A 21,726-nucleotide genomic window follows, 5' to 3' on the forward strand; every position below is an offset into this window, starting at 1 on the left:
TCTATGAAGTGTAGACAGATTTTCCTTTGTTACTTGGGATTGAATTTCTAATAATCTCCATACATCCTTTGTAACCAAGCAAAGAATTCCATGCTCCAAGCTAATGCTACATGTAGGATGACACCTCCCCAAATTCTTTTCGAATAGAAAGCCAGAATTCCAATTAAATATCCGCCAAAAACAGAGCTGATGGCTTCGGTGATAGGCTTGCCATAGTGGAGAAACATATAAGACCCAACCATAGCCAGCACCGCTTGTCCACCCAAAACTCTCGTAAATCCTATCACTAGAAACCCTCTGAAAAACAGCTCGACATTCAGGAAGTTAGCGCCATATACACCTTCATAAATCAGCATGGGGATCCAACCAGAGAGCTCATGCTTTTCGGCAAATCGATCTCCACCGCTAGGAATATATCGTGGGTAGTAGTTGGTCAGATCCGAAAGAAAGGATGCCAATCCAATACCTATCACAACTGCAAGAAGCAAGAGGCCATAAGGCCTGAAGTCGGTGTGTTGAAGGGTAAGTCCATACCAGCTGTTGGTTTCGTCCCTTTTCTTTTCATACCAGAAATAAAAAATCATAAGCGGTAAGAAGAGGGTGAAAAAGGACTTTCCTCTCCACATTACTTTGCGAACAAACCGGTAGTCGATAACATCCAAATGTTCTATCAAAGAATAATGAAAATAAAGTGTGCGACTGAATCCAAGGATGATGAAGCCAAAAAGGAACAATAGCCAAAACTCTTTGGATCGATACCAAGTACGGTTGATATTAAAAAAGGCTAGAAAAATACAAGTGACCAAAAATGGAAATCCCATATAGAGCGACATATAGAACCAATGCCAAAGGGTTTTGCGATGAGCGTCAATAATACTGTCTTCAAAATCAAGAGTAAAATTGAAATAAGTACAAATGGTAAGAAAAATGCCCACGCTGAGATACAGTCCCCAGTGAAAATGCTCCTGTAGGTATTTGGTAAGGTATCTCCAAAGTTGTTTCATTTAGTCTCTTGAGTTAAGATTGAAAGGTTGAAGTATCATAGAAGGGTATTCAATTAAAGTTGGTTTTAACATGAAGTGATAAATATAAATACTATCACAATCAATAGACAAGCGAGTGAGCCGTTGACATCATACAGAATTTGATTAACTTTTAGGAAATTTTTTCATATTGTGAGGAGCCTAATATCTTATTTGACCTTGTTGATACTGGTTTGTACAATACAAGCCTTTGGTTCTAATCAACCAGTCGTTCAGCCCGAAGATTATTTGATTAAGTCCTCGTCTCTCACTGAACAGTTGTGGGTTTACTCCGATTCCTCAAGAAACCTTACGGTAAAGGATATTCTAAATGCTCAACCTGCCTTCGAACCATTGGATGGAGAGCTGTCCAGTGAACAAGTTCATTGGGGGAGGTTGAGATTGGTGAACAATCTGAAAGTCACAAAACTCTATCTGCTCTATGTTGGTAAAAATGACTTCATCGATTGTTATTTCGTTGAGAATGACTCTATCGTACAGCACGAGCAAAGTGGATATATGTATCCACAACATCTAAAATCAGTACCCAAGGGTAGTTATTATATACCTATCTTATTAAATGCGAGTGCGAGTCAGGATTTATATATCAGGATAGAAGAAAAAATTCATAATGACCCAGAGTTTGATCTTCGATTAACTAGTGGCACCAACTGGGTCTATGAAATCCTCGATAAACATATTGTTGACTTCATTTTCCAGGGTTTGTTTTGGATTGTGATGATTTACAATTTGTTCTTGTTTGGCACAACCAGAACTAAGGCTTATCTGTACTATGCGTTTTATCTGGGATGTATCGCGGTCAATTATCTCTTTCTTACTGATATACTCCGAGAGTATATTTTGAATGAGACGCCTTGGCTCACTATTTATTTTATTCCGACAACCATCCTTGCAGTTGGTGCTTATTGGATTTTTGTCAATGATTTCATTAGTGCGAAAAAGCACTTCTTGCTGTATTATAAATGGATGAGAATAGTCTCCTTAGTTGATATAGGGATTTTCTTCTTGAGCATCATTGTCATCCATTTTACGAAAGAAATTTATGTGCTGACACATGTACTTCGTGTGGTGGCATTACTTAATGCACTGTTGGTCTTTGGTTTGATATTTAGAATTTATAATTCCAAATATGAGATGGTCAAATATTACATGTATGGTACCGGAGCTATGGTGGCCATGGGTGTGATAGATACGCTACTTTGGGATCCATCGACATCACAAGCCAATTTGATGAAGTATGGTTTGTTAGCAGAGATTGCTGTTTTCTCTATGGGCTTGGCTCAGAGAAAAAAAATAAGAGAAAAGGAGAGAAGAAAAGCACTCAATAAACAAATAGATCAGTTGAGGGTCAACGAAAGTTTAGCCCAATGGCAGAAGGAAGAACTGGAAAAAATTATTGACCATCGAACCCAAAAAATTAAGAAAAAGAATAAAAAACTTAAGCGAGCGATCAAGAAAGCTGAGACTGCTGCTCGAGTAAAATCAGACTTTCTTTCGGTAATGAGTCATGAGATCCGTACGCCGATGAATGCTGTGATAGGGACCATTCATTTGCTGCTAGATGAAAGCCCTAAAAAAACACAACTAGAGCATCTAAAGACATTGAAGTTCTCGTCAGAAAATCTGCTGATCCTGATCAATGATATTTTGGATTATAGCAAGGTGGAGTCTGGGAATGTCCAATTGGAGCATATTGATTTTCATTTAAGGGAGCTGACCAAAGGATTGGGAAATACTTATGAAAAGAAAGCAGCTGAAAATGGAGTCAAATTCAATATCCTCATCGATCACAACATTCCATCCATGCTTAAGGGCGATCCGGCGAGGCTTACGCAAATATTGAATAACCTAATCAGCAATGCGCTGAAGTTTACCCCTGGGGGGGAGATCAAGTTGCTTATTCATTTGCTAGCTAGAAGCAATGGCCGGGTAAAACTGGAATTCGCCGTTGAGGATACTGGTATTGGTATTTCTAAAGACAAATTGAAATTGATATTCGAGAGTTTCACTCAGGCACATGCTAATACAACCAGAAAATATGGAGGTACCGGCTTGGGGCTGGCCATAACCAAAAAATTGATCAAACTATTCGACAGTCAGATTTTTGTGAAGAGTAAGGTGAACAAAGGCTCGAAATTCTACTTCTCTTTGTACATGGAGGAGGCTGCTCATGCCAATGCAGCTATCGAATTGGATGATGTGATCATGAAAGAGGAGGTGAAAGGAAAACGGGTGTTGGTAGTAGACGACAACGAGATCAATCTCATGATGGCTAAGAAATTTTTAGATAAGTGGGGACTGATCTGTGAAGTGGTGACCTCAGGACAAGATGCATTGGTCAAGGTGTTTGATACAGACTATGATTTGATACTGATGGACCTCCAGATGCCCGAAATGGACGGATATGAGGTAACTGCCACCATCAGAGGACTTGACAATATTGATTTAAAGAATATTCCGATTGTTGCTGTTTCTGCTGATACCTATGACAATGTTAAAATCAAAATAGCAGAAGTAGGCATGAATGATTTCCTTTCTAAGCCATTTAATCCGATGGAGCTGTTGACGGTGGTGCACACGTATACCCGAGGAACAGCCACCGCTTCCTCCCTTATTTAAATTTAGCAAGCTATTGTACTGATATTCGCACAATGGTTTATTTTTATAGCTCAACCAAAACGACGCTAACAAACTATGGTTAAGAGTGGTATTCTTACCGTCATAGTGACCTTTCTTTTTCCGAATGTGTTCGCTCAGCAGAATACACTGGATAGCTTGAAAATGAAACTTTCTGGCCTCACACCTGGTGCCGAACAAGCCAAAGTATTATATCTAATTGCAAAAGAGACCGCCGAATCCGACCCCGATAGTGCTTTGTACTATTTGGACCATTCTAAGCTAATGATTGACTCCTTAGGAATGGATTCTCTTCAAGGTGCTTTGTATGTCATTTACTCCACGGCACATAGCTACAAAGCTGATTACGATGTGTCTATACCAATGGCTTTCAAGGCTCTGGAGTATGGGGAAGAATTTGGAAACCAGATTGATATTTACGACGCTTATACGAACCTCGGTATTGATTTTCTATATCAAGAGGATTATGCTAGATCCAGAGAGTATTTTGATAAAGCCAGGGAAGTAGCTGTACGAATAGCATCTGATTATAGATTGGCACATGTGCTTAACAATCTTGGACTTATCGCTGGATATCAGGACAGTTTGGATTTGGAGTTACAATATTATAATCAGGCGCTGAAATTATTTGAAAAAATAGACGACAAGGAAGGAATAGGCAATGCGCTGTTAAATATTGGAACGTGTTATACTTACCAAGAGCAATACGACAAAGCGGATCAGCTGTATGATCAGGCATTGGTCATTTTTGAAAAGATCAATTATAAGTCGGCCTACGGTCACACGCTGGAAAGCATGGCCGAAAATTACAACTTGTCTGGTAATCATAAAAAGGCATTGGCTGTTTTGGGCGAAGCATTGCAGATTTTTATAGAAAATGACAATAAGCAAGATCAAGTCTATTGCTATGAATTGTTGCAGGATATTCATCGACAACAGGGCAATTATAGGGCTGCCTATTTGTATCAAACCAAATATCAAGAGACCTATGAGTTGATTTATAATGAAGAAAAAGCGGAACTTTCGGAGCGGCTTCATCTCAAATATGAGACAGCCAAAAAGGAAGCAGAAATCTCCAAGTTAGAGTTGATACACCAGCGCCAGGAACAGGAGATAACTGAGGCCAGATTACAAATCTGGATGATGGTGGGATCGTTGGTCTTTGTGTGCATCATTGCAGTGGTATCAATTGTTCTTATCAAAAAGAAACAGAAATCCGATCAATTGGCTCAACGAAGTCAGATGGAAGCGCTTCAAAAGCGATACATCGAATTGCTTGATGGGCCTACAAAACTGGATTTGAGTATAGATCTCGAAACCTTCAACAAGCGATTGGTTACGCCACTCACCGAGCGTGAATACGAAATTTTGCAGCATAGCTTGCAGGGAATGACCAATCAGCAAATAGCCGACAAAATTTTTGTATCCCTTAGTACCATTAAGTTCCATTTGGGTAATGTGTATCATAAATTAGGGGTTAGTAATAAAAAGGAAGCACTAGAATATGTGGTCAAAAGCTCTTAGCCTCACATTATTTCTCATATCGATACTCAATATTTCGATGGCGCAAAATATGGCGGCCATTGAAGCCGAGTTTGCAGCTGAAAAATATGAGCTGGTGATACAACAGGCGGACTCCATTTTGAGTAACGGGCCAGTCTTGCAACAACCCAGATTACATCAGCTACGTGCAGATTCTTATTATTATTTAGGAGACTTAGAAAAATCTCTGGAAAGTTACTTCCAGGCTATTCATGCCGGAGAGAATGCAGAGGTGAGAGACAACATGCTTCTTACCGAATGCTATAGTCATGCCGGGTTTTGCTATCGCGAAATGGGCCTTTACCAAAATGCTCTCCCCCATTACCAACGCTCGCTCCAAATCGCAAAGAAAATAAACGCTGATCGTGAAACTGCCGAGCAATATTACAATCTAGGCACACTCTATCAGCACATGGGTGACTACGATAGATCCATCAAATTTTTGGACAGTGCCTACCAGATCGATGTGGCAAGAGGTGATTCTGAAGCCATTGGCTTCGACCTAAGTTTACTTAGTGAGCTTCGAGCGCAAACCGGTGATTATGAAGAGGCGCTTTATTATGCTAAAGAGTCACTGGCCATGTATGAGCCCGGTACCGGTAATGCCAATTCGTTGGGCACTCGTCTACATTTGGTTGGCAATATGTTTATGACAGCGGACAGGTTGGACAGTGCATCACATTATTTGGATCAGGCTGCCATCGAATTTATGCGGCTAGATGATCAATGGAGATTAGCCAGCTGCTGGCTGGATCGAGCCAGACTCAATCTGAAAAAGAAACAGTTTGCACAGGCCATCGAATGGAGTCAGCGGGCTCAAGATTTTTATTCAGCCCAAAGCAGTAGTGAGTTTTTCATCCTATCCAATAACCTGATTGCCGAAGCTTATAGCGAAATGCTACTCAATGAAAAGGCACTAGAAATTTTGGAGGAAAACCAGAAACAGTGTGAGCAACTGGGGCAATTGAAAAATATTCGTGAAAATTATCAGCTACAGGCTAAAGTGTTAGCTCTAAATGGCAGTTCAGCAAAGGCTGAAAGTATGAAAGAAAAGCATAAGGCGCTGGATGATTCCTTGCTATCATTGGCCAATCTGGAGCAATTAAATCGATTGGCTCTACAGGTAAAATTCGATAAACTGGAGCAGGAAAATCAGATATTGACCGAACAGCATGAGCTGGTTCAATCAGACCTATCGGATACAACTAAGAAACTTAGCTTTTTGACTATAGCTGGTTTTATAGCCTTTTTGATACTTCTCTTCATTTTCTTTTTGGTAAGGAACAGACTTGAAAAGAAAAATCAGGCACTGGAGGAAGAACTGGGCGTGCTGCGCAGGCAAATCAAAACCCTGCTCGAAGGTGATACTTCAGATCTTGAGGTGGACTTGAGCAAACTCAACCATTGCCTTAATACACCATTGACAGACAGGGAATTTGAAATTTTAACACATGCTATAGGTGACCTCAACAACTCTCAAATAGCAGACAAGGTTTTCCTTTCGGTGAACACCGTCAAGTACCACCTGAAAAATATTTATGATAAGCTCGGCGTATCGAATCGCAAGCAGGCCTTGGAGTATGTAGTAAAGACTACATAATACTTGGGCTGACTCTTTTACTGCCCAGACTTGGGAATTCCTTTTAGTACTGTTTCTCTGTCTGCCGCTTTACTTTAATTACCTGCCACCTGTATTTTGTCTGGGGATATTTTACTACAATAAGACTGTCCATTCGCGACAATTCTCAGCTTTTTGTTTCTAGCTTGTTTGCAGAAAAACCAGTCCATACTGACTACAATCAATGATTTTGTAAAACTACCCACCTGGGTAGGAGCAGAACTATCCCAAGGGTATAGGCTCGTACCTCTAAGTATAGTCGAAATTCGGGTTACAAACTTTTAAACTTTTATGCCATGAAACTCAATGAAGCAATCGAGACTCAAGCACTTGGACATCTGAAACGAATTTGGATACACACAGACAAGGTGCTCCTTACTATTCTATTAATTTTTCTTTTAATGCTATCTGCCTTTTCGGCGATGGCACAGGCACCATATATAGTGTCTATGTCACCTTCACATCTCGAAACAGGTGTTGACCCTAATGTGGGCACGCTAGAATTAACTCTCAGCGAGCCTATTTATTCAAACGGAGCAAACCTCCCTGATGGATTTGATGAACTAAACTTAAGATATGTTGGTGGTTCTACCGTTCAGGAATTTGATATCGATGGGCCAAATGTAGAAATCGTTGGAAACAAGATAATATTGTCTAATGTGATAACCTTAAACTATGGGCAGGCTTATTATATTCAAAACTATACGGGAAATCTTGGAATAGTAGTGGATATTGATGGCAACAAACTACCGGATTTCAATAATTCTACTACTTGGGCATTTACAACCCGGTCATCTGACCTTTATATTGTTTCCATATATCCTGATGATAATGCCTCTTTTATCGACCCTACTGCAGATGAAGATTTTACCATTACCTTCAATCAAAATGTATATCTCAACTATACCTGGTGGGTGCAAGTCAGGGATGATGCAGATACAGACCATTTAGGATTTTCTACAGGATCTTCTCAATATATGGAAGTATCGGGCAATACAATCACACTCAAGCGTAGAGATATAGATTTACCTTTTGGTGAGAACATGCATGTTTATATTCCTTCAACCGCCTTTAAAGATGGAAACAATAGAAATTTTGAAGGCATAGCATGGGGTGATCATACGACATGGAATTTTACCACCAAGTCGGAAGTAACTCCTCCGGGTATCAAAAACATTAACCCGTCCTATGAAGAGGAAGGAGTGGATCGAAGTTTGTCAACATTCAGCATTCAGTTTGATGAAAGTGTATCCCTTGATACTAAGGGAAGTAATGTGATTCTTTATATAAAAGGAAAATCCGGAAATACTCCGATTGCAGCAACTGACTATAGAGGTATCAGTAATAGTGAAGGGTATTATCATATCACATTTAGCGGATTGGAAGAATTGACAGAAGGAGGGGAGTACTTTGTTTCCATCCCTAATGACCTGTTTTATGATAGTCAAAGAAATTATTTTGAAGGTACTGATGATACTAATTGGGGCTTTTTAGCGAATAGAAAACCTACCAAGATTTCACTTAGTAGCAATTCAGTACAAGAAAATATGCCCGCAGGCACAGTAGTAGGTACAGTCTCGGCCACTGAGCCAGATTACAGGGACGACGCCACTGTTACTCTGGTTGGTGGTACACATGCCAGCTCATTTCAAATCGTGGGAAACCAACTCCGCACTACCGAAGAACTGGATTATGAAGCAGGTGCCACACGAAGTATCACATTGAGAGCAACAGACAATGCAGGCGAATTTTTAAACTCAGCGGTGACTATCAATGTAGGTAATGTAGATGATACGCCTCCTTCTATCACAGCTATTGATCCTGAAGATGAAGCTACGAATGTAGATCTGACTCCGGTCATCACCTTTACCTTCAATGAAGACGTGCAAGCGGTACAATCCGGCAATGCCATATATTATTTGAGAAGGTCATCGAATAATGGCTCGGTGATGTCCTGGCAAACGGTGGACGGTGTCTTACCTGAATATATGACCATTTCAGGAGATCAAATTATGTTTGAAGTGCCAAATGCTTTGAATTACAGCACTGAGTATTATTTTGATGGACAGCCAATTTCAGATTTGGCTGGCAATACGGCTAATCCCTTTAATTACAACACATTTACCACCCGTGCTATTTCGTCAGAAAAAGAAGTGTTGGCTGCTACCATACCTGGTATTGTCGGCGAACCCGTAATCGACAACATCAACAACACCATCACAGCAACTGTTCAGGCTACCAACCCCTCCAGATTGGAGATTTTACTGGATGTATCTCCCGGAGCTACCTACAGCTTTTCATCAAATCCACAATATTATCAAAATGGCGTTGGCTTTCCGATGACGCTCAGAGCTGAAAATAATAGTTTTGAGTCCTGGACAATTACGCTGAACTGGGAAGAGCTTGCCGGCACCTACACCGTGGGCGATAATGGTACCTTTGCAACCATCACAGATGCTGTAGGTCAATTGGGATTGGCAGGCATGTCAGGGGATGTAATCTTTGAAGTTGAAGATGGATATAATGTGACCAAAACGGTATTTCTGTCTAATCCTGATCCCACGTATAACGTGACCATCAAACCCCAAGCGGGTGCCACTCAAATCGACCTGTATCCAGAGTCTAATTATGGGTCAGTGTTGCGAATCAATAATGCTATTTCTAATATGATTATTGATGGAGCAGATCCGTCCACCGGGAATGTAGTCATGAATTTACATGCCAACCTTGATGGTATAGAAGGAGTGAATTTCTTTGGGTCAGGTGACTATGACTTTACGCTTAAAAATCTACGCATCAACATTTTGAATAGCGTTGGAATTCGGATGAACAGTCAATTTGCCTCGTTGAGTGGGATTAATATCATAGGTTGTGAATTTGTTGCGGCAAATACTGAAACTACTGCTCAAATTATGGGAGTGGATCTGAATGTTTCAAATATCTCCAATATTAATGTTATTGGTAATAAGTTTTATAACCAAGCTGGGGCACCGGATCCATATATCTACTACGCCATTGTGGCGGGAGATGAGCTGACCGATGTGATAAACAATTCGATTTCCATACGAGGTAACAGAACCGTCGGTATCAGTAAAGGAACTAATATCTTACACAACAGCATCCATCTTTACGGTAGTAGTGTAGAAAGCAATGAATCCCATAATGCTATTGGGACTGGAGGGAACATTCAAAACAACAATGTGAGCATAACCAGAATATCCGGTTCAGGCAGCTCCAAAGCATTCGTACAACTCTCTACTATTCAGGTAGAAGACGCTGGTAACAACGTATACATAGCTGATGATGGGGTAAGTACGACAGTCTACGCACAGAATGCTGCAAGTCAGTCCGCAATGTCAGCCATTGCTCCAACTACTACTTACATCGACGTGGCATTTACAAACTCAGCGGTTGCAGATTTGTCTTTGTCGGGAAGCTCACTTTCCAATAACGAACTTAGAACTTCTCCAGTTGATGGAGTGAACACAGATATCTTAGGTAATTCCAGAAGCGCATCCTGGCCTTCCAGAGGTGCCTATGAAGTACCAAATCGAGCTTCTGATTTCCTTACCTTCAGTTTTGCAGAACAGTATGAAGAAGCGGTTATCAATAATGAAGCTCACACGGTAGATATTTCTGTTTGGCCAGAAACAGACGTTACCAACCTGGCGCCAACTTTCACCATCTCACCAGGAGCTAGTATCTCTCCTGTAGGTAGTGGATTAGCCAGAAACTTTACCAATCCGTTGACATATCAGATCACTGATGAACAGGAGTTTGCACAGCAGACCTGGACAGTGACAGTAACAGAAGGTGATCTTCCTCCTCAGGCAGATGCCTTCTCACCTGGACAAGGCGAAACGCAAGTGCTGATTAATGCAAGCGTATCACTAGGGTTCGATGAACCGACTACGCTGGGCACTGGATCCATACACCTCTACAAAGAAGGACAGCTGGAGGAGTCAGTAGATGTTACCTCTCCGAAGGTGAATCATACGTCAGTGACATACAATAGTGTATTAAATATTGAGTTTACTAATGAATTTGAAGCAGAAACCAACTACTCTATTTTGGTTGATGCCGGTGTGGTGAAAGACGATATGGATCAAGACTTTGAAGGTATTTTATCCCATGATGTGTGGTCTTTCACCACCATGGACAATGAGTCGGATGCACCAGTTTGGAACTACGAATATCCCGAAGACGGAATGGTAGACATTTCAGCTGCTGATCTAGTGGAAGACGGAATCTATTTCGAATTCAATGAACCCATCAGAAAGGGCACGGGAAATATTCAGATTTTTAATGCTGCCAATGATCAATTGATCAAAACCATAAATGTGACTGATGAAAATAACGAGGTTACCGATGAAGGTATTGATCTTTATGGAGTAGGCCTCCTGCCCACCTCGACTGAAGTTTATGTGCTGGTGTGCGATGGTTGCATTACTGATATATTGGGTAATCCTTATGGTGGAAATAGTCCTGGGGACTGGAGCTTTACCACTGCCGGACCAAGAATTACTGGACTTTCACCCGCTGATGATGCCATTCAGGTAGGCGTAGAAGAAAATCTGGTGATCACCTTTAATGAGAATGTACAGTATTCTGGAAACTCGGGTAGTGTGAGCATTTACAAAAGTGATGACGCTCCTGTAGAAACCATCTATCTGAATAACTCAAGTAAAGTCAGCTTTCTCGACAATACCTTGACGGTTAATCCTGACGCAGTTTTAGAAGGAAGTACGTCGTACTATGTGCAAATCACTGGCACTGGAATCGAAGGGGTGGACAATAGCATTGAATTCAATGGATTGGATGACGAAACCACGTGGACTTTCACCACAGTAGATAACATCAACCCTACGATTACTGCTTTCAGTCCGAACATTGATGATATCAAAGTGCCCAATAATGCACCTATTGTATTGACAATGAGCGAGCCAGTTCAATTGAGTGGGAATCCAAACGCTGACATTAGAATTCGAAATCTAAGCAATCCAGGAACCATTTACAGAACGATAGATCCGGCTTCAGGGCAAGTGATCATTGAGGATAATGTAGTAACCATCCAACCAATGGGTGGCATGTTGTCAGGTGCGGCTGAAATCGAGGTTTATGTCGGGTGGAGCACTACACCATTCGAAGATTTGGTGGGTAATGATTTGAATGAGTTATTCAATTCTGATTTCAAATTTACAGTAGACAATTTGCCGCCAAGTATGGATACAAGTTCTCCTGAAAATACCGCTACAGAGGTCGCAGTCAATGTTGGGCAGTTGAGTTTAACACTTTCAGAAAATGTGGTTGCCGGTGCTGGTAGTTTTGAGCTAGTGACTGGTGCTGATAACGTGGTAAAAACTTTCTATATGGGTACTGCTGATGTGAATGTAAGTGGTAGCACCGTCACCCTGAACAATGTGCCTTTGCTATCGAACTTGACAACCTACTGGGTGAGAAACAATAACACCGGAGCCAATGCCATCATGGATGTGGCCAACAACGAGTTGGGTAGCTGGACTACAAATGCGACCTGGTCATTCACTACTGAAGAAGCACTAATAGTGAGCGATTTCAGTACAGAAGCGCCAGTGGCCTTGGATGCTAACTTGTCCGTGACATACAACAAACCGGTGCAAGAAGGCACAGGATCGTACTATCTACGCGATGGCAGCGGTCAGTTGATTGAGACGTTCGCCATTGATGGTCCTAAAGTGACAATCAATGAAAGCACCGTGACCCTCAATCCGGATAACAATCTGATCTATCATACTAACTATAGAGTGGAAGCTTTTGCTGGTGTGGTTAAAGATATGTCTGACAGACCATCAATTGAACTCACTTCTGAAGATTGGGTGTTCAATAGTGTAGGTATTATTTCTACTTTGAGCCCGGCAGACGATGCTACTGATGTCAGTCCTTTCGCTGATTTGGTAATCACATTTGACGCACCTGTTCAGGTGAAAACAGGCGGTGCATTTAGAGTATTCCGTACGGCCGATAATCAACAATTGGGCAATACCTGGAGTTTTAATAGTGCTACTGTAGAAGGGAATACGCTGACCTTTAATTCGCCACTCGACATCGAACCCGGAGTAGATGTGTATATCGACATCTTGGGTGGAATTGAGGATTTGGATGAAAATCCAATTGATATCCGTGGCAATGGCACATGGAACTTCACTACAGTGAAACAATCTCAGACGGTTGATTTTGCTGCGCTGGACACCAAAACCTTCGGAGACGGCACCTACACTTTCGTGGCCGCAACGGCCTCCTCTGGTTTGGCCATCGAATACAGCAGCGATGATGAAGAAGTAGCCACGGTGAGTGGAAATCAGATCACCATTCACGGTGCTGGTGTCACCACTATTACCGCCACGCAAGCAGGAAATACTTTCTATCATGACGCCGATTCAGAACAGACACTTACTGTTGATAAAGCCACTAAAGCAATTACCTTCACAATACCCGATAAAACCTATGGAGATGAAATTTTCACTCTAAGTGCAGTATTGACACCTACAGATGATGAAATCACTTTTCAGCTAACGGAAGGGGACGATGCTTCGCTCGATTCGGAAACTAACGAGGTGACCATTCTTGGCGCAGGTTCAGTGACCTTTACCGCCACCAGTCCAGAAAGTGATAATTATCTGGCAGCTACGCCAGTGGATTACGAATTAGACATTCAGAAGAAGGTGCTCACTGCTCGAGCGGATAATCAATCCCGAGAATACGGAGAGTCTAATCCAGATCTGACGCTTTCTTTCGATGGTTTTATCGAAGGCGAAAATGCAAGTGATTTGTCTGGGACATTGCCATCCAGAACCACGGAGGCGGATGAGAATAGCTCTGTTGGAGAATATACCATCACCGTTGCAGGCGGAAGTGACGTCAATTATGAATTTCAGAACGAAAATGGTACACTTACAATCACCAAAGCGGAATTAGACACTTACGCTGTCAGTCTAATCAAAAACTATGGTGACGATAATCCTGAGTTGGAGTTAGAACTGGTTGGCTTCAAGAATGAAGAGACATTGGCAGTTATAAATGCATTGCCTGTAGTTGCTACGCAAGCTTCTAAATACAGCGATGCGGGAAATCATGTCATTACGGTTACAGGCGGTGAAGATGATAATTATAGTTTCAATTATATCAATGGAACTTTAGCGATTGGTAAAGTAGCCTTAACTGCCACTGTACAAGATGTGGAAAAAGTCTATGGGCAAGCCAATCCAGAATTTGTGATCGAATATGTAGGTTTTGTGAGTGGCGAAGACGATGCAAGCTTGGACTTGCCTATGGTCGTGACAACCACGGCTGATGAAAATAGTAATGTGGGCGAGTATGTACTTGATTTGCAAGATCAAGAGGATACCAATTACGAAATTAATACTATAGACGGTACACTTACCATTACCAAGGCTGAACAGATTGTTGAAATACAGGATATTACTGATAAAGTTATAAATGCAACACCATTCGATATAGTGGCATCTGTAAATAGTGATACCGAGCTGCAATATGCGGTGAGTGGTCACGCCACAAATTCAGGCAAAACCATCACGCTTACAGGTACAGTAGGTACAGTGATAGTGACAGTGACCGCCCCAGCCAGTCTCAACTACCTTGAGGGTACTGAGCAGATCATTTTCCAGGTAAATGATAAACAAACTCAACAGATTACTTTCAACGTCGAAGATCAAACTTACGGTGGAGAAGTAGGATTGTCCGGCACTTCAGATAGCAGTTTGCCAGTGAGTTACGAAATTGTTTCAGGACCATTGGCATTGAACAACGGAGTTCTGTCCTTCACAGGAGTGGGAGCTGCAAGTGTACGTGCCTTACAGTCAGGTGATGAAACGTACAATGAGGCGGAGCCAGTGATTGCCGAATTCACCATTGCTAAAGCAGCTTTGACTGTGACTGCTGACGATCAATCTATAACCTTTGGAGATGAGGTGCCAACGCTCTCGTTTTCTTATGATGGTTTTGTGAATGAGGAGGATGCAACGGCATTGAATGAAATTCCTGTAGCTAGTACATTGGCTTCTGAGTCAAGCGATGCCGGTACCTATGATATTAGCCTATCAGGAGGAACTGCCGACAACTATGAACTGATCTTAGTGAAGGGAACGCTTACTATCGAAAAGGCTGAAGCCACCGTGACTTTGTCGGATCTTACTTTTGATGAAGATGGTTCGGCAAAATCTCCAACCGTAGTTACCGATCCCGCTGACTTGACTGTTGTGCTTACCTACGATGGTGCAAGCGAAGCGCCAAGTGAAGCAGGCACTTACGAAGTGGTAGCCACAATAGGTGAAACTAACTATTCCGGTTCAGCCACCGCTACACTCACCATCAATGAAGTGACGGTGACAGGAGTACAACCGACGGCAGTAGAAATTGCGGTGTATCCTAATCCAACCACTGAGTGGCTAGCTGTTTCTGGCTTCACAGATAAGCTCGCGCAACTGTCATTGATTGATATAGATGGACGAGTTGTACTTAGTCAACAAGTGACTCCAAAGGAGAAAGTAAATGTGAGGAGTTTAAAAGCAGGACTATATCTGCTTCAACTGGATCGAAAAGATTTTACTACAACAACAAAAATCCTTATCCACTAATAAGCTAGGCATAAAGGTTTAGGATAGGTTAAGGGCGGCTTCGGCTGCCCTTATAAACTTTTGAATAATGCACTGGCCAATTCTGATTACTAAATATTATTTCTGAACAACTATTAAAACTTATAATTAAATAGCTATGAAATCAGCTGAATTTAAAAATTTATTTTGGTACGCTTTACTCACAATTTTAAGTGTTTTTGTATCCAAAAATGTGAAAGGTCAGCAGCCTGAGTTAGTTGCAGACATTAATCAAACCCTGATTAATACAAACCCGCGAAACTTGGTTAATGTAGATGGTACCTTATACTTCTCAGGTTTTACAAATAATCGCGGTTATCAAATGTTCACTTACGATGGAACAACTTCCACAGGAATTTTCTTCCGAGATGGATATGGTGATCAGAACTGGGCTGCGAATGAATTTATTAAAGTTGGAGAAAACATCTATTTCAGATCAGGAGACGAAGGGGGTCTTGAATTAAGAAAATATGATGGAGAAACCGTTACTGATATCGATATTTACCCAGGATTCGATAGTTCGGGACCTCAGTGGCTCACCGAATACAATGGGAATCTTTATTTCTCGGCTGTAGACGAAAATGATGGTCGAGAACTCTGGAAATACGATGGTGAAAACCTGACATCGTTTGATATTAATGATGGAGCAGGTTCTAGTGACCCAGAAGGGTTAATGGTATATAATAATGAGCTCGTATTTGTAGCTAATGATGCAACCAATGGACGGGAAATTTGGACATACGATGGGGAAAACTTGGCTTCATTTAACATTAATGGTTCGGGAGATGGAATTGTCAATAGTTTCGAAGATGAATTGACCGAATATAACGGAGTTTTATATTTCGTTGGTAATGATGGATCGGGGCGTGAGCTTTGGGCATATGACGGAACAGAGGTTTACAATGTAAACGATGATTTGGTACTTGAAGATGAGCTTTATGAACCAAGATACCTTACCCTTTTCGACGGAAAACTCTTTTTTGAAGGATATATAGGTGAATCTGTTACAGATGAGTTATGCTATTTTGATGGTGCTTCTGTTGGTTTGGCGGATGCTAGTGTACCGGCGAGCACTATCAGTACTATTGCAGCCACTACTACGCACTTATTTTTTAGGGGTCAAAATGGAAATGGTAAGGAATTGTTTGTTTTTGATGGTACTGACATTGTTGAGTTTGATTTAAATGAAGGAGAAGGAGAGTCATTTCCTTGGTATCTAACACCAGTCAATGATCGACTCTATTTCACGGCTACCACTCCAGATCATGGTGAGGAGCTTTGGATGCATGATGGCACGAATGCCACTGTAATAGACATTTATGAGGGAGCTTCAGGTTCTACTCCTCGTTATTTAACAGCAAATGGAGGTGATATTTATCTTAAAGCTCAAGGTCAAATAGATGGATCCTCTGTGAGCACACTTTGGAAACACGACGGTACTGATTTGAATTATGTCGACTTTTCGGGACAGACTTCAGATGCCTATCCTTACTACCTCACCGAATTCCAGGATAAACTTTACTTTTCTGCGGAAAACGAAGAATTTGGTGGAGAGCTTTATGCATATGATGGTGTTTCATTAGAAATGGTTGATGACATCTATGAAGGAGGTGATGGAAGCTATCCGGAAGCGCTCACTGTTTTTGGAGATGAATTGCTTTTTTTCGCTGAAAATGAAATAGGTAATTACTTCTATGTCTATGATGGTACTTCATTTATGACTTATGAAGTGGATGGAAACAATGTACCGATGATAGAGTATAATGGAGCTGTATACTTCAGCGGTTCTGATGGATCTAATGGAATTGAATTATGGAAATATGATGGTTCATCAATTGCCATGGTTCAAGATATCAATGAATCAGGAAATTCGTCTCCAGAAGAGTTTTTCATTCATGATGGAATGCTATTCTTTAAAGCCTGGGATGGCATTAATGGAGTCGAACTATGGATGTACAATGGAACAACTGCGACTATGGTAGATAATTTGGCCACAGATGTCAACGGAGGTCATGGTTCTCCAAGTGATTTTACCAGCTATGACGGTGATTTGTATTTCACTTCCTACAGTGATGATTATGGTCGAGAATTGTTTGTATACAATGGTGAATCTGTTTCACCAATAGATATATACACTGGCACAGAAAGCTCTCATGCTACAAATCTTACAGTTTTTGATGGAAAATTGGTTTTTAGAGCAAATAATGGTTCCAATGGAACTGAAATGTACACCTATACCGTGGGTGATTCAGATCCAGTTTTAATTGATATTAACTCGGGAGCTGAAAATTCAAATGCCAGATACTTTACTGAACATAGAGGGGATTTATATTTTGGAGCAACTGATGGAATAAATGGTTATGAACTTTGGAAATATGATGGAACTAACGTCTCAATTGTCGAAAATAAGATTGAAGGGGAGGACGGATTAGGAATTTCTTCGATTCACTCTTTTGGTGGCATGATGTACCTTACTTGCTATGTCAATTCTAATTACGAACTCTATCGTTCAAATGGAACTGAGGTTGAGTTTGTCGATGATATTTATCTTTATGACGATGAGGAATATGGTCCACCTTTAGTTTTTGGAGATCACTTTTATTTTAATGGAGCTTCTATTGCCTATGGAGGCGAAGAACTTTGGCGCATCCGTAAGACTAGCGAAGAAACTGATTTGCTGACGTTTAGTATCGCTGATCAGTCAGGTGAATCTACCATCAATACCACGAATCATACCGTGACTGTCGAGATGCCATTTGGTACTAACCTGTCAAGTTTAAGCCCAATACTCACAGTATCGGACTATGCAGAAGTTACTCCGTCCAGTGGTGTTAGTCAGGACTTCAGCGATGGAGCAGTTAGCTATACCATCACTGCCGAGTATGGCAACATGCAAGATTGGCAAGTGACTGTGGTAGCAGGAGAAGCGAGCACCGAGACAGATATTTTATCCTTCGAAATGGAAGAGCAAAAGTCTGAAGCAAATATTGATGCCGATAGTCATACGGTCAGCATTGAGTTACTACTCGATACGGATGTAAGTAATTTGAACCCTTCAATTACTCTTTCAGAGGGAGCGACAATTTCGCCTACAGGGGCACAAGACTTTTCTAGCCCTGTCACCTACACGGTGACGGCTCAGGACGGCTCTACCGCTCAGACATGGGAGGTCTCAGTAACTGCTGAACAGAGTCAGGTAACAGCTGTAAATACTTTGAAGTATAAAGTATCTGTACATCCGAATCCTGCCAGTGAATGGTTGTTTATTGAAGGGAATTTCTCACAAGAAGCCAATATAAGATTAGTAGACCTGGGAGGAAAGGAATGGAGAAAGAGACCCATATCAAATAATCAAATCCTAAACCTGATAGGATTACATCCTGGTATGTATTTTCTAACTATTCAGGATAAAAATATTACCACAACAGCAAAGGTCCTAATCCAATAGCTAGGCATAAAGGTTTAGGATAAGTTTAATGGGCAGCTTTGGCTGCCCTTTTTTGTTTTGTTAAATCAATGACTGTATTAATTCTTTGGATATTTAGTACACGTGATTAACTTGTATTTTTAATAATTACATTCAAATCCGTTGAAGTTAATTTCATCTACCAGGAGAGTCATTTTTTTAGTTTTAAATGTTTTGCTAAGTCTGAATAGTTGGGCAACGCAGCAGACAAATATTAATCATAAATCCAAAGCTGATAGCTTGGTGGCTGCCTGGAAATCCATTGATCCACTACAGTTAGGTCGTACCTACAATGACTTTTTTAATTCATACATTCAAACAGATATTGATGAGGCATTTCAGGTGATTTCACTTCTAAGATTTCATAGCAAATCAGTTGGAGATACCACCTTACTACTCAATACGATTGTTTCCACCGCAGAATATTGCTGGCGCAAGGGCAAATACACAGAAGGAATTGTATCTAGCCTTGAAGCTACTTCATTGGCTGAAAATAGTGGAAAATATAAATATGAGCTGGCCAGAGGATATCAAAATTTGGGAACTATCAATTTATTCCTATACAATAAAAAGGAGACCATTCATTATTATCAAAAGGCCTTTGAAATTTATAAGGAAATAGGCGAAGTACAATATTTAGGAAGCGTATTGAATAATAGTGGAGTGGCTTATATGGATGCAGCTGAAAAGGAAAATGACATCTCTTATCTGGACAGTGCCCAGTTTTATTTTGCTCAAGTAATTGATTTGGGTGATAAGGTGAGAACTTCGACAGTTCTCAATGCACTAGGGAATAGCGCCTACATTTATGTCCTACAAGAAAAATGGGAGGCAGCCCATCAAATGTATAGAAAGTGGGAGCTCCTGGAAGCCGATCATGTCAATAGCTCTGCCCGAGCTATGCATTATGGGAATATTGGGTTGATGCACCTGCGACAAAATAATAAGACCCTGGCTAGAAAATATTTGTATGAAGGATTGAAACTTGCTCTGGAAATTGAAGCCATTTATGAAATGAAGGAGTATTATCTGACCTTGGCCGAGTTGGAGCAAATGAACCATGATTATCAAGCCGCATTGAAATATACCAGACTTTGGGCAAATCTTAAAGATAGCATTTATGATACTGAAAAGGCTGCTGCAATTAGTGAGTTGGAAAAACGTTTTGATACGGAGCAGAAAGAACGCCAGATAGCAAATCTGGAGCAGGAGAATCAAATCAAGGCATTGCAGGCCGAGAGCGACAAGCAAGCGAGGATAATACTCATCGTTGTCGTAGTGGCGCTATTGGTCATCGCTGGCTTGTTTTATATACGGGCTCAGATCAAAGCCAAATCAAACCAATTGCTGGACGCCAAAAACAATGAGTTGGCTCAATTAAATGCGACTAAAGACCGACTGTTTTCGATCATCTCTCATGACCTGAAAAGTCCTTTGTCTTCTTTTCACCAGATCACACAGAGTCTTACGGACAATTGGGAGCATTTGGAAAAGGAGCAGTTGAAAGAGTTTATTGAGTCCTTGCGTGACAGCTCTGCCAATGTCCGTGATATGATGGATAATCTACTAAAATGGGCTTTGGCACAGACCAATGAACTTCAATTTACGCCGAAACGGGTGTCCTCAGCAATTGTCATTAGCAACGTTAAGAATCAGTTGAACAGCACGGCCCAAATCAAAAGAATCAAGATTTCAGAAGAGATTCAAAGTAACGCTGAAATCCTGGCTGATCAGCAGTTTCTAGAGATTATCATTAGAAATTTGTTGAGCAATGCATTAAAGTTCTCTGCTTTGGAATCTGAAATAGAGGTACTAGTGGAAGAATCTCAGCACCATCAAACAATTAGCATTAAGGATTATGGTGTAGGTATGGATCAGCAGCAGGTAAATCAGTTGCTTTCGGGTACCATCATTGCACACGATATTCAAAACTCTTCGGAAAAAGGGACTGGTTTAGGTATTTCGCTCTGTCAGGCGCTGATGCAAAAGATGGGCGCGGATCTATCGGTAGAAAGTGCTAAACAAAAAGGAACCACATTTAAACTCAAATTCGCCAAGGCAGCATGATAGAAAAGAAAAAGCTCTTTATTATCGACGATCATAAGATTGTGAGAGATGGTCTTAAGGCCATGATGCTAGGAAGGGTAGATGTGCAGGTGATTGGGGAGGCAGGATCGGCTGCTCAAGCTTTGCAGGAGCTTTCACAGCTTACACCGGATTTGGTGTTTGTGGATTTGAAACTACCCGATGCCAGTGGAGCCGAGCTCATTGCAAAAATCAAAACACTGCATCCGGATTCACGCTGCGCCCTGCTTACCGCTGATCCAAACACCGTAGCCTTGAAACAAGCTCAACAAGGCGGGGCATTGGCCCTGCTCACCAAAGACATGCAAAGCAGTGAATACATGCTGGCATTGGATAAAATGCTGGAAGGAAAGAAATATGCTTCGGCCGCTTTCGCTGAATTGTTGATGGATGAAGGACTCCATTATACACCTAGAGAGTTAGAAGTACTAAAGGGTTTTTCAGATGGACTTTCATACAAGGAAATTGGGGCCAAGTTAGAAATGAGCCCTCGAACCGTAGAAACGCACAAAACGCGTTTGATGGAGAAGATGGGAGTAAAATCTATTGTCGAGATGGTACGCAGAGCCATCCGAGACGGCCTGATTGATCCTTAAAATTTTATGAGGTACGGGATTTTCCGTACACAATGTGGGAATATTCCCGATTGATACTGGTAGCCAAAGTTTCGAATTTTGAATTCAA

At 41.2% G+C, this 21,726-nt stretch carries 8 protein-coding genes; 7 read left to right on the forward strand and 1 reads right to left on the reverse strand.

Going from position 1 to position 21,726, the window contains the following annotated elements; translation table 11 throughout:
- Nucleotides 1-47 precede the first annotated feature (47 nt).
- Nucleotides 48-1,004: a type II CAAX prenyl endopeptidase Rce1 family protein gene (locus R8N23_RS04255; RefSeq protein ID WP_318170323.1), complete on the reverse strand. Its 957-nt coding sequence runs from the start codon at nucleotides 1,002-1,004 to the stop codon at nucleotides 48-50.
- A 171-nt stretch (nucleotides 1,005-1,175) separates the two neighbouring features.
- Here R8N23_RS04255 and R8N23_RS04260 point away from each other — a divergent pair, with 171 nt between their 5' ends.
- The 7 genes from R8N23_RS04260 (at nucleotide 1,176) to R8N23_RS04290 (ending at nucleotide 21,638) form a co-directional block, all read left to right on the forward strand.
- A complete protein-coding gene (locus R8N23_RS04260) occupies nucleotides 1,176-3,662 on the forward strand; it encodes a hybrid sensor histidine kinase/response regulator (RefSeq protein WP_318170324.1) in 2,487 nt (828 codons plus the stop codon).
- A gap of 75 nt (nucleotides 3,663-3,737) precedes the next feature.
- Nucleotides 3,738-5,204: a tetratricopeptide repeat protein gene (locus R8N23_RS04265; protein WP_318170325.1), complete on the forward strand. Its 1,467-nt coding sequence runs from the start codon at nucleotides 3,738-3,740 to the stop codon at nucleotides 5,202-5,204.
- Between the two features lie 37 nt (nucleotides 5,205-5,241).
- Nucleotides 5,242-6,822, forward strand: coding sequence for a tetratricopeptide repeat protein (locus R8N23_RS04270; protein ID WP_318170326.1), 1,581 nt, complete (start codon nucleotides 5,242-5,244; stop codon nucleotides 6,820-6,822).
- 314 nt (nucleotides 6,823-7,136) lie between these two features.
- Nucleotides 7,137-15,473, forward strand: a complete 8,337-nt coding sequence (locus R8N23_RS04275) for an Ig-like domain-containing protein (RefSeq protein ID WP_318170327.1) — start codon at nucleotides 7,137-7,139, stop codon at nucleotides 15,471-15,473.
- Between the two features lie 136 nt (nucleotides 15,474-15,609).
- On the forward strand, nucleotides 15,610-18,939 hold the full coding sequence (locus R8N23_RS04280) for a DUF5018 domain-containing protein (protein ID WP_318170328.1): 3,330 nt from the start codon (nucleotides 15,610-15,612) through the stop codon (nucleotides 18,937-18,939).
- A gap of 192 nt (nucleotides 18,940-19,131) precedes the next feature.
- The gene (locus R8N23_RS04285; RefSeq protein WP_318170329.1) at nucleotides 19,132-21,024 is read left to right on the forward strand and encodes an ATP-binding protein; all 1,893 of its coding nucleotides are present in this window, start codon (nucleotides 19,132-19,134) and stop codon (nucleotides 21,022-21,024) included.
- Nucleotides 21,021-21,638 carry a response regulator transcription factor gene (locus R8N23_RS04290; RefSeq protein WP_318170330.1) on the forward strand — a complete coding sequence of 206 codons (618 nt, stop codon included), beginning with the start codon at nucleotides 21,021-21,023 and terminating at the stop codon, nucleotides 21,636-21,638. Before R8N23_RS04285 ends, R8N23_RS04290 begins: the two co-directional genes overlap by 4 nt.
- Nucleotides 21,639-21,726 lie beyond the last annotated feature (88 nt).

It is taken from the genome of Reichenbachiella sp., assembly GCF_033344935.1.
Lineage (GTDB): Bacteria > Bacteroidota > Bacteroidia > Cytophagales > Cyclobacteriaceae > Reichenbachiella.

Excerpts from the sequence above, each read along its gene's own strand:
- R8N23_RS04255 (WP_318170323.1), bottom strand. The coding sequence starts at position 1,004 with ATGAAACAACTTTGGAGATACCTTACCAAATACCTACAGGAGCATTTT.
- R8N23_RS04265 (WP_318170325.1), top strand. The coding sequence starts at position 3,738 with ATGGTTAAGAGTGGTATTCTTACCGTCATAGTGACCTTTCTTTTTCCG.
- R8N23_RS04270 (WP_318170326.1), top strand. The coding sequence starts at position 5,242 with ATGGCGCAAAATATGGCGGCCATTGAAGCCGAGTTTGCAGCTGAAAAA.
- R8N23_RS04275 (WP_318170327.1), top strand. The coding sequence starts at position 7,137 with ATGAAACTCAATGAAGCAATCGAGACTCAAGCACTTGGACATCTGAAA.
- R8N23_RS04280 (WP_318170328.1), top strand. The coding sequence starts at position 15,610 with ATGAAATCAGCTGAATTTAAAAATTTATTTTGGTACGCTTTACTCACA.
- R8N23_RS04290 (WP_318170330.1), top strand. The coding sequence starts at position 21,021 with ATGATAGAAAAGAAAAAGCTCTTTATTATCGACGATCATAAGATTGTG.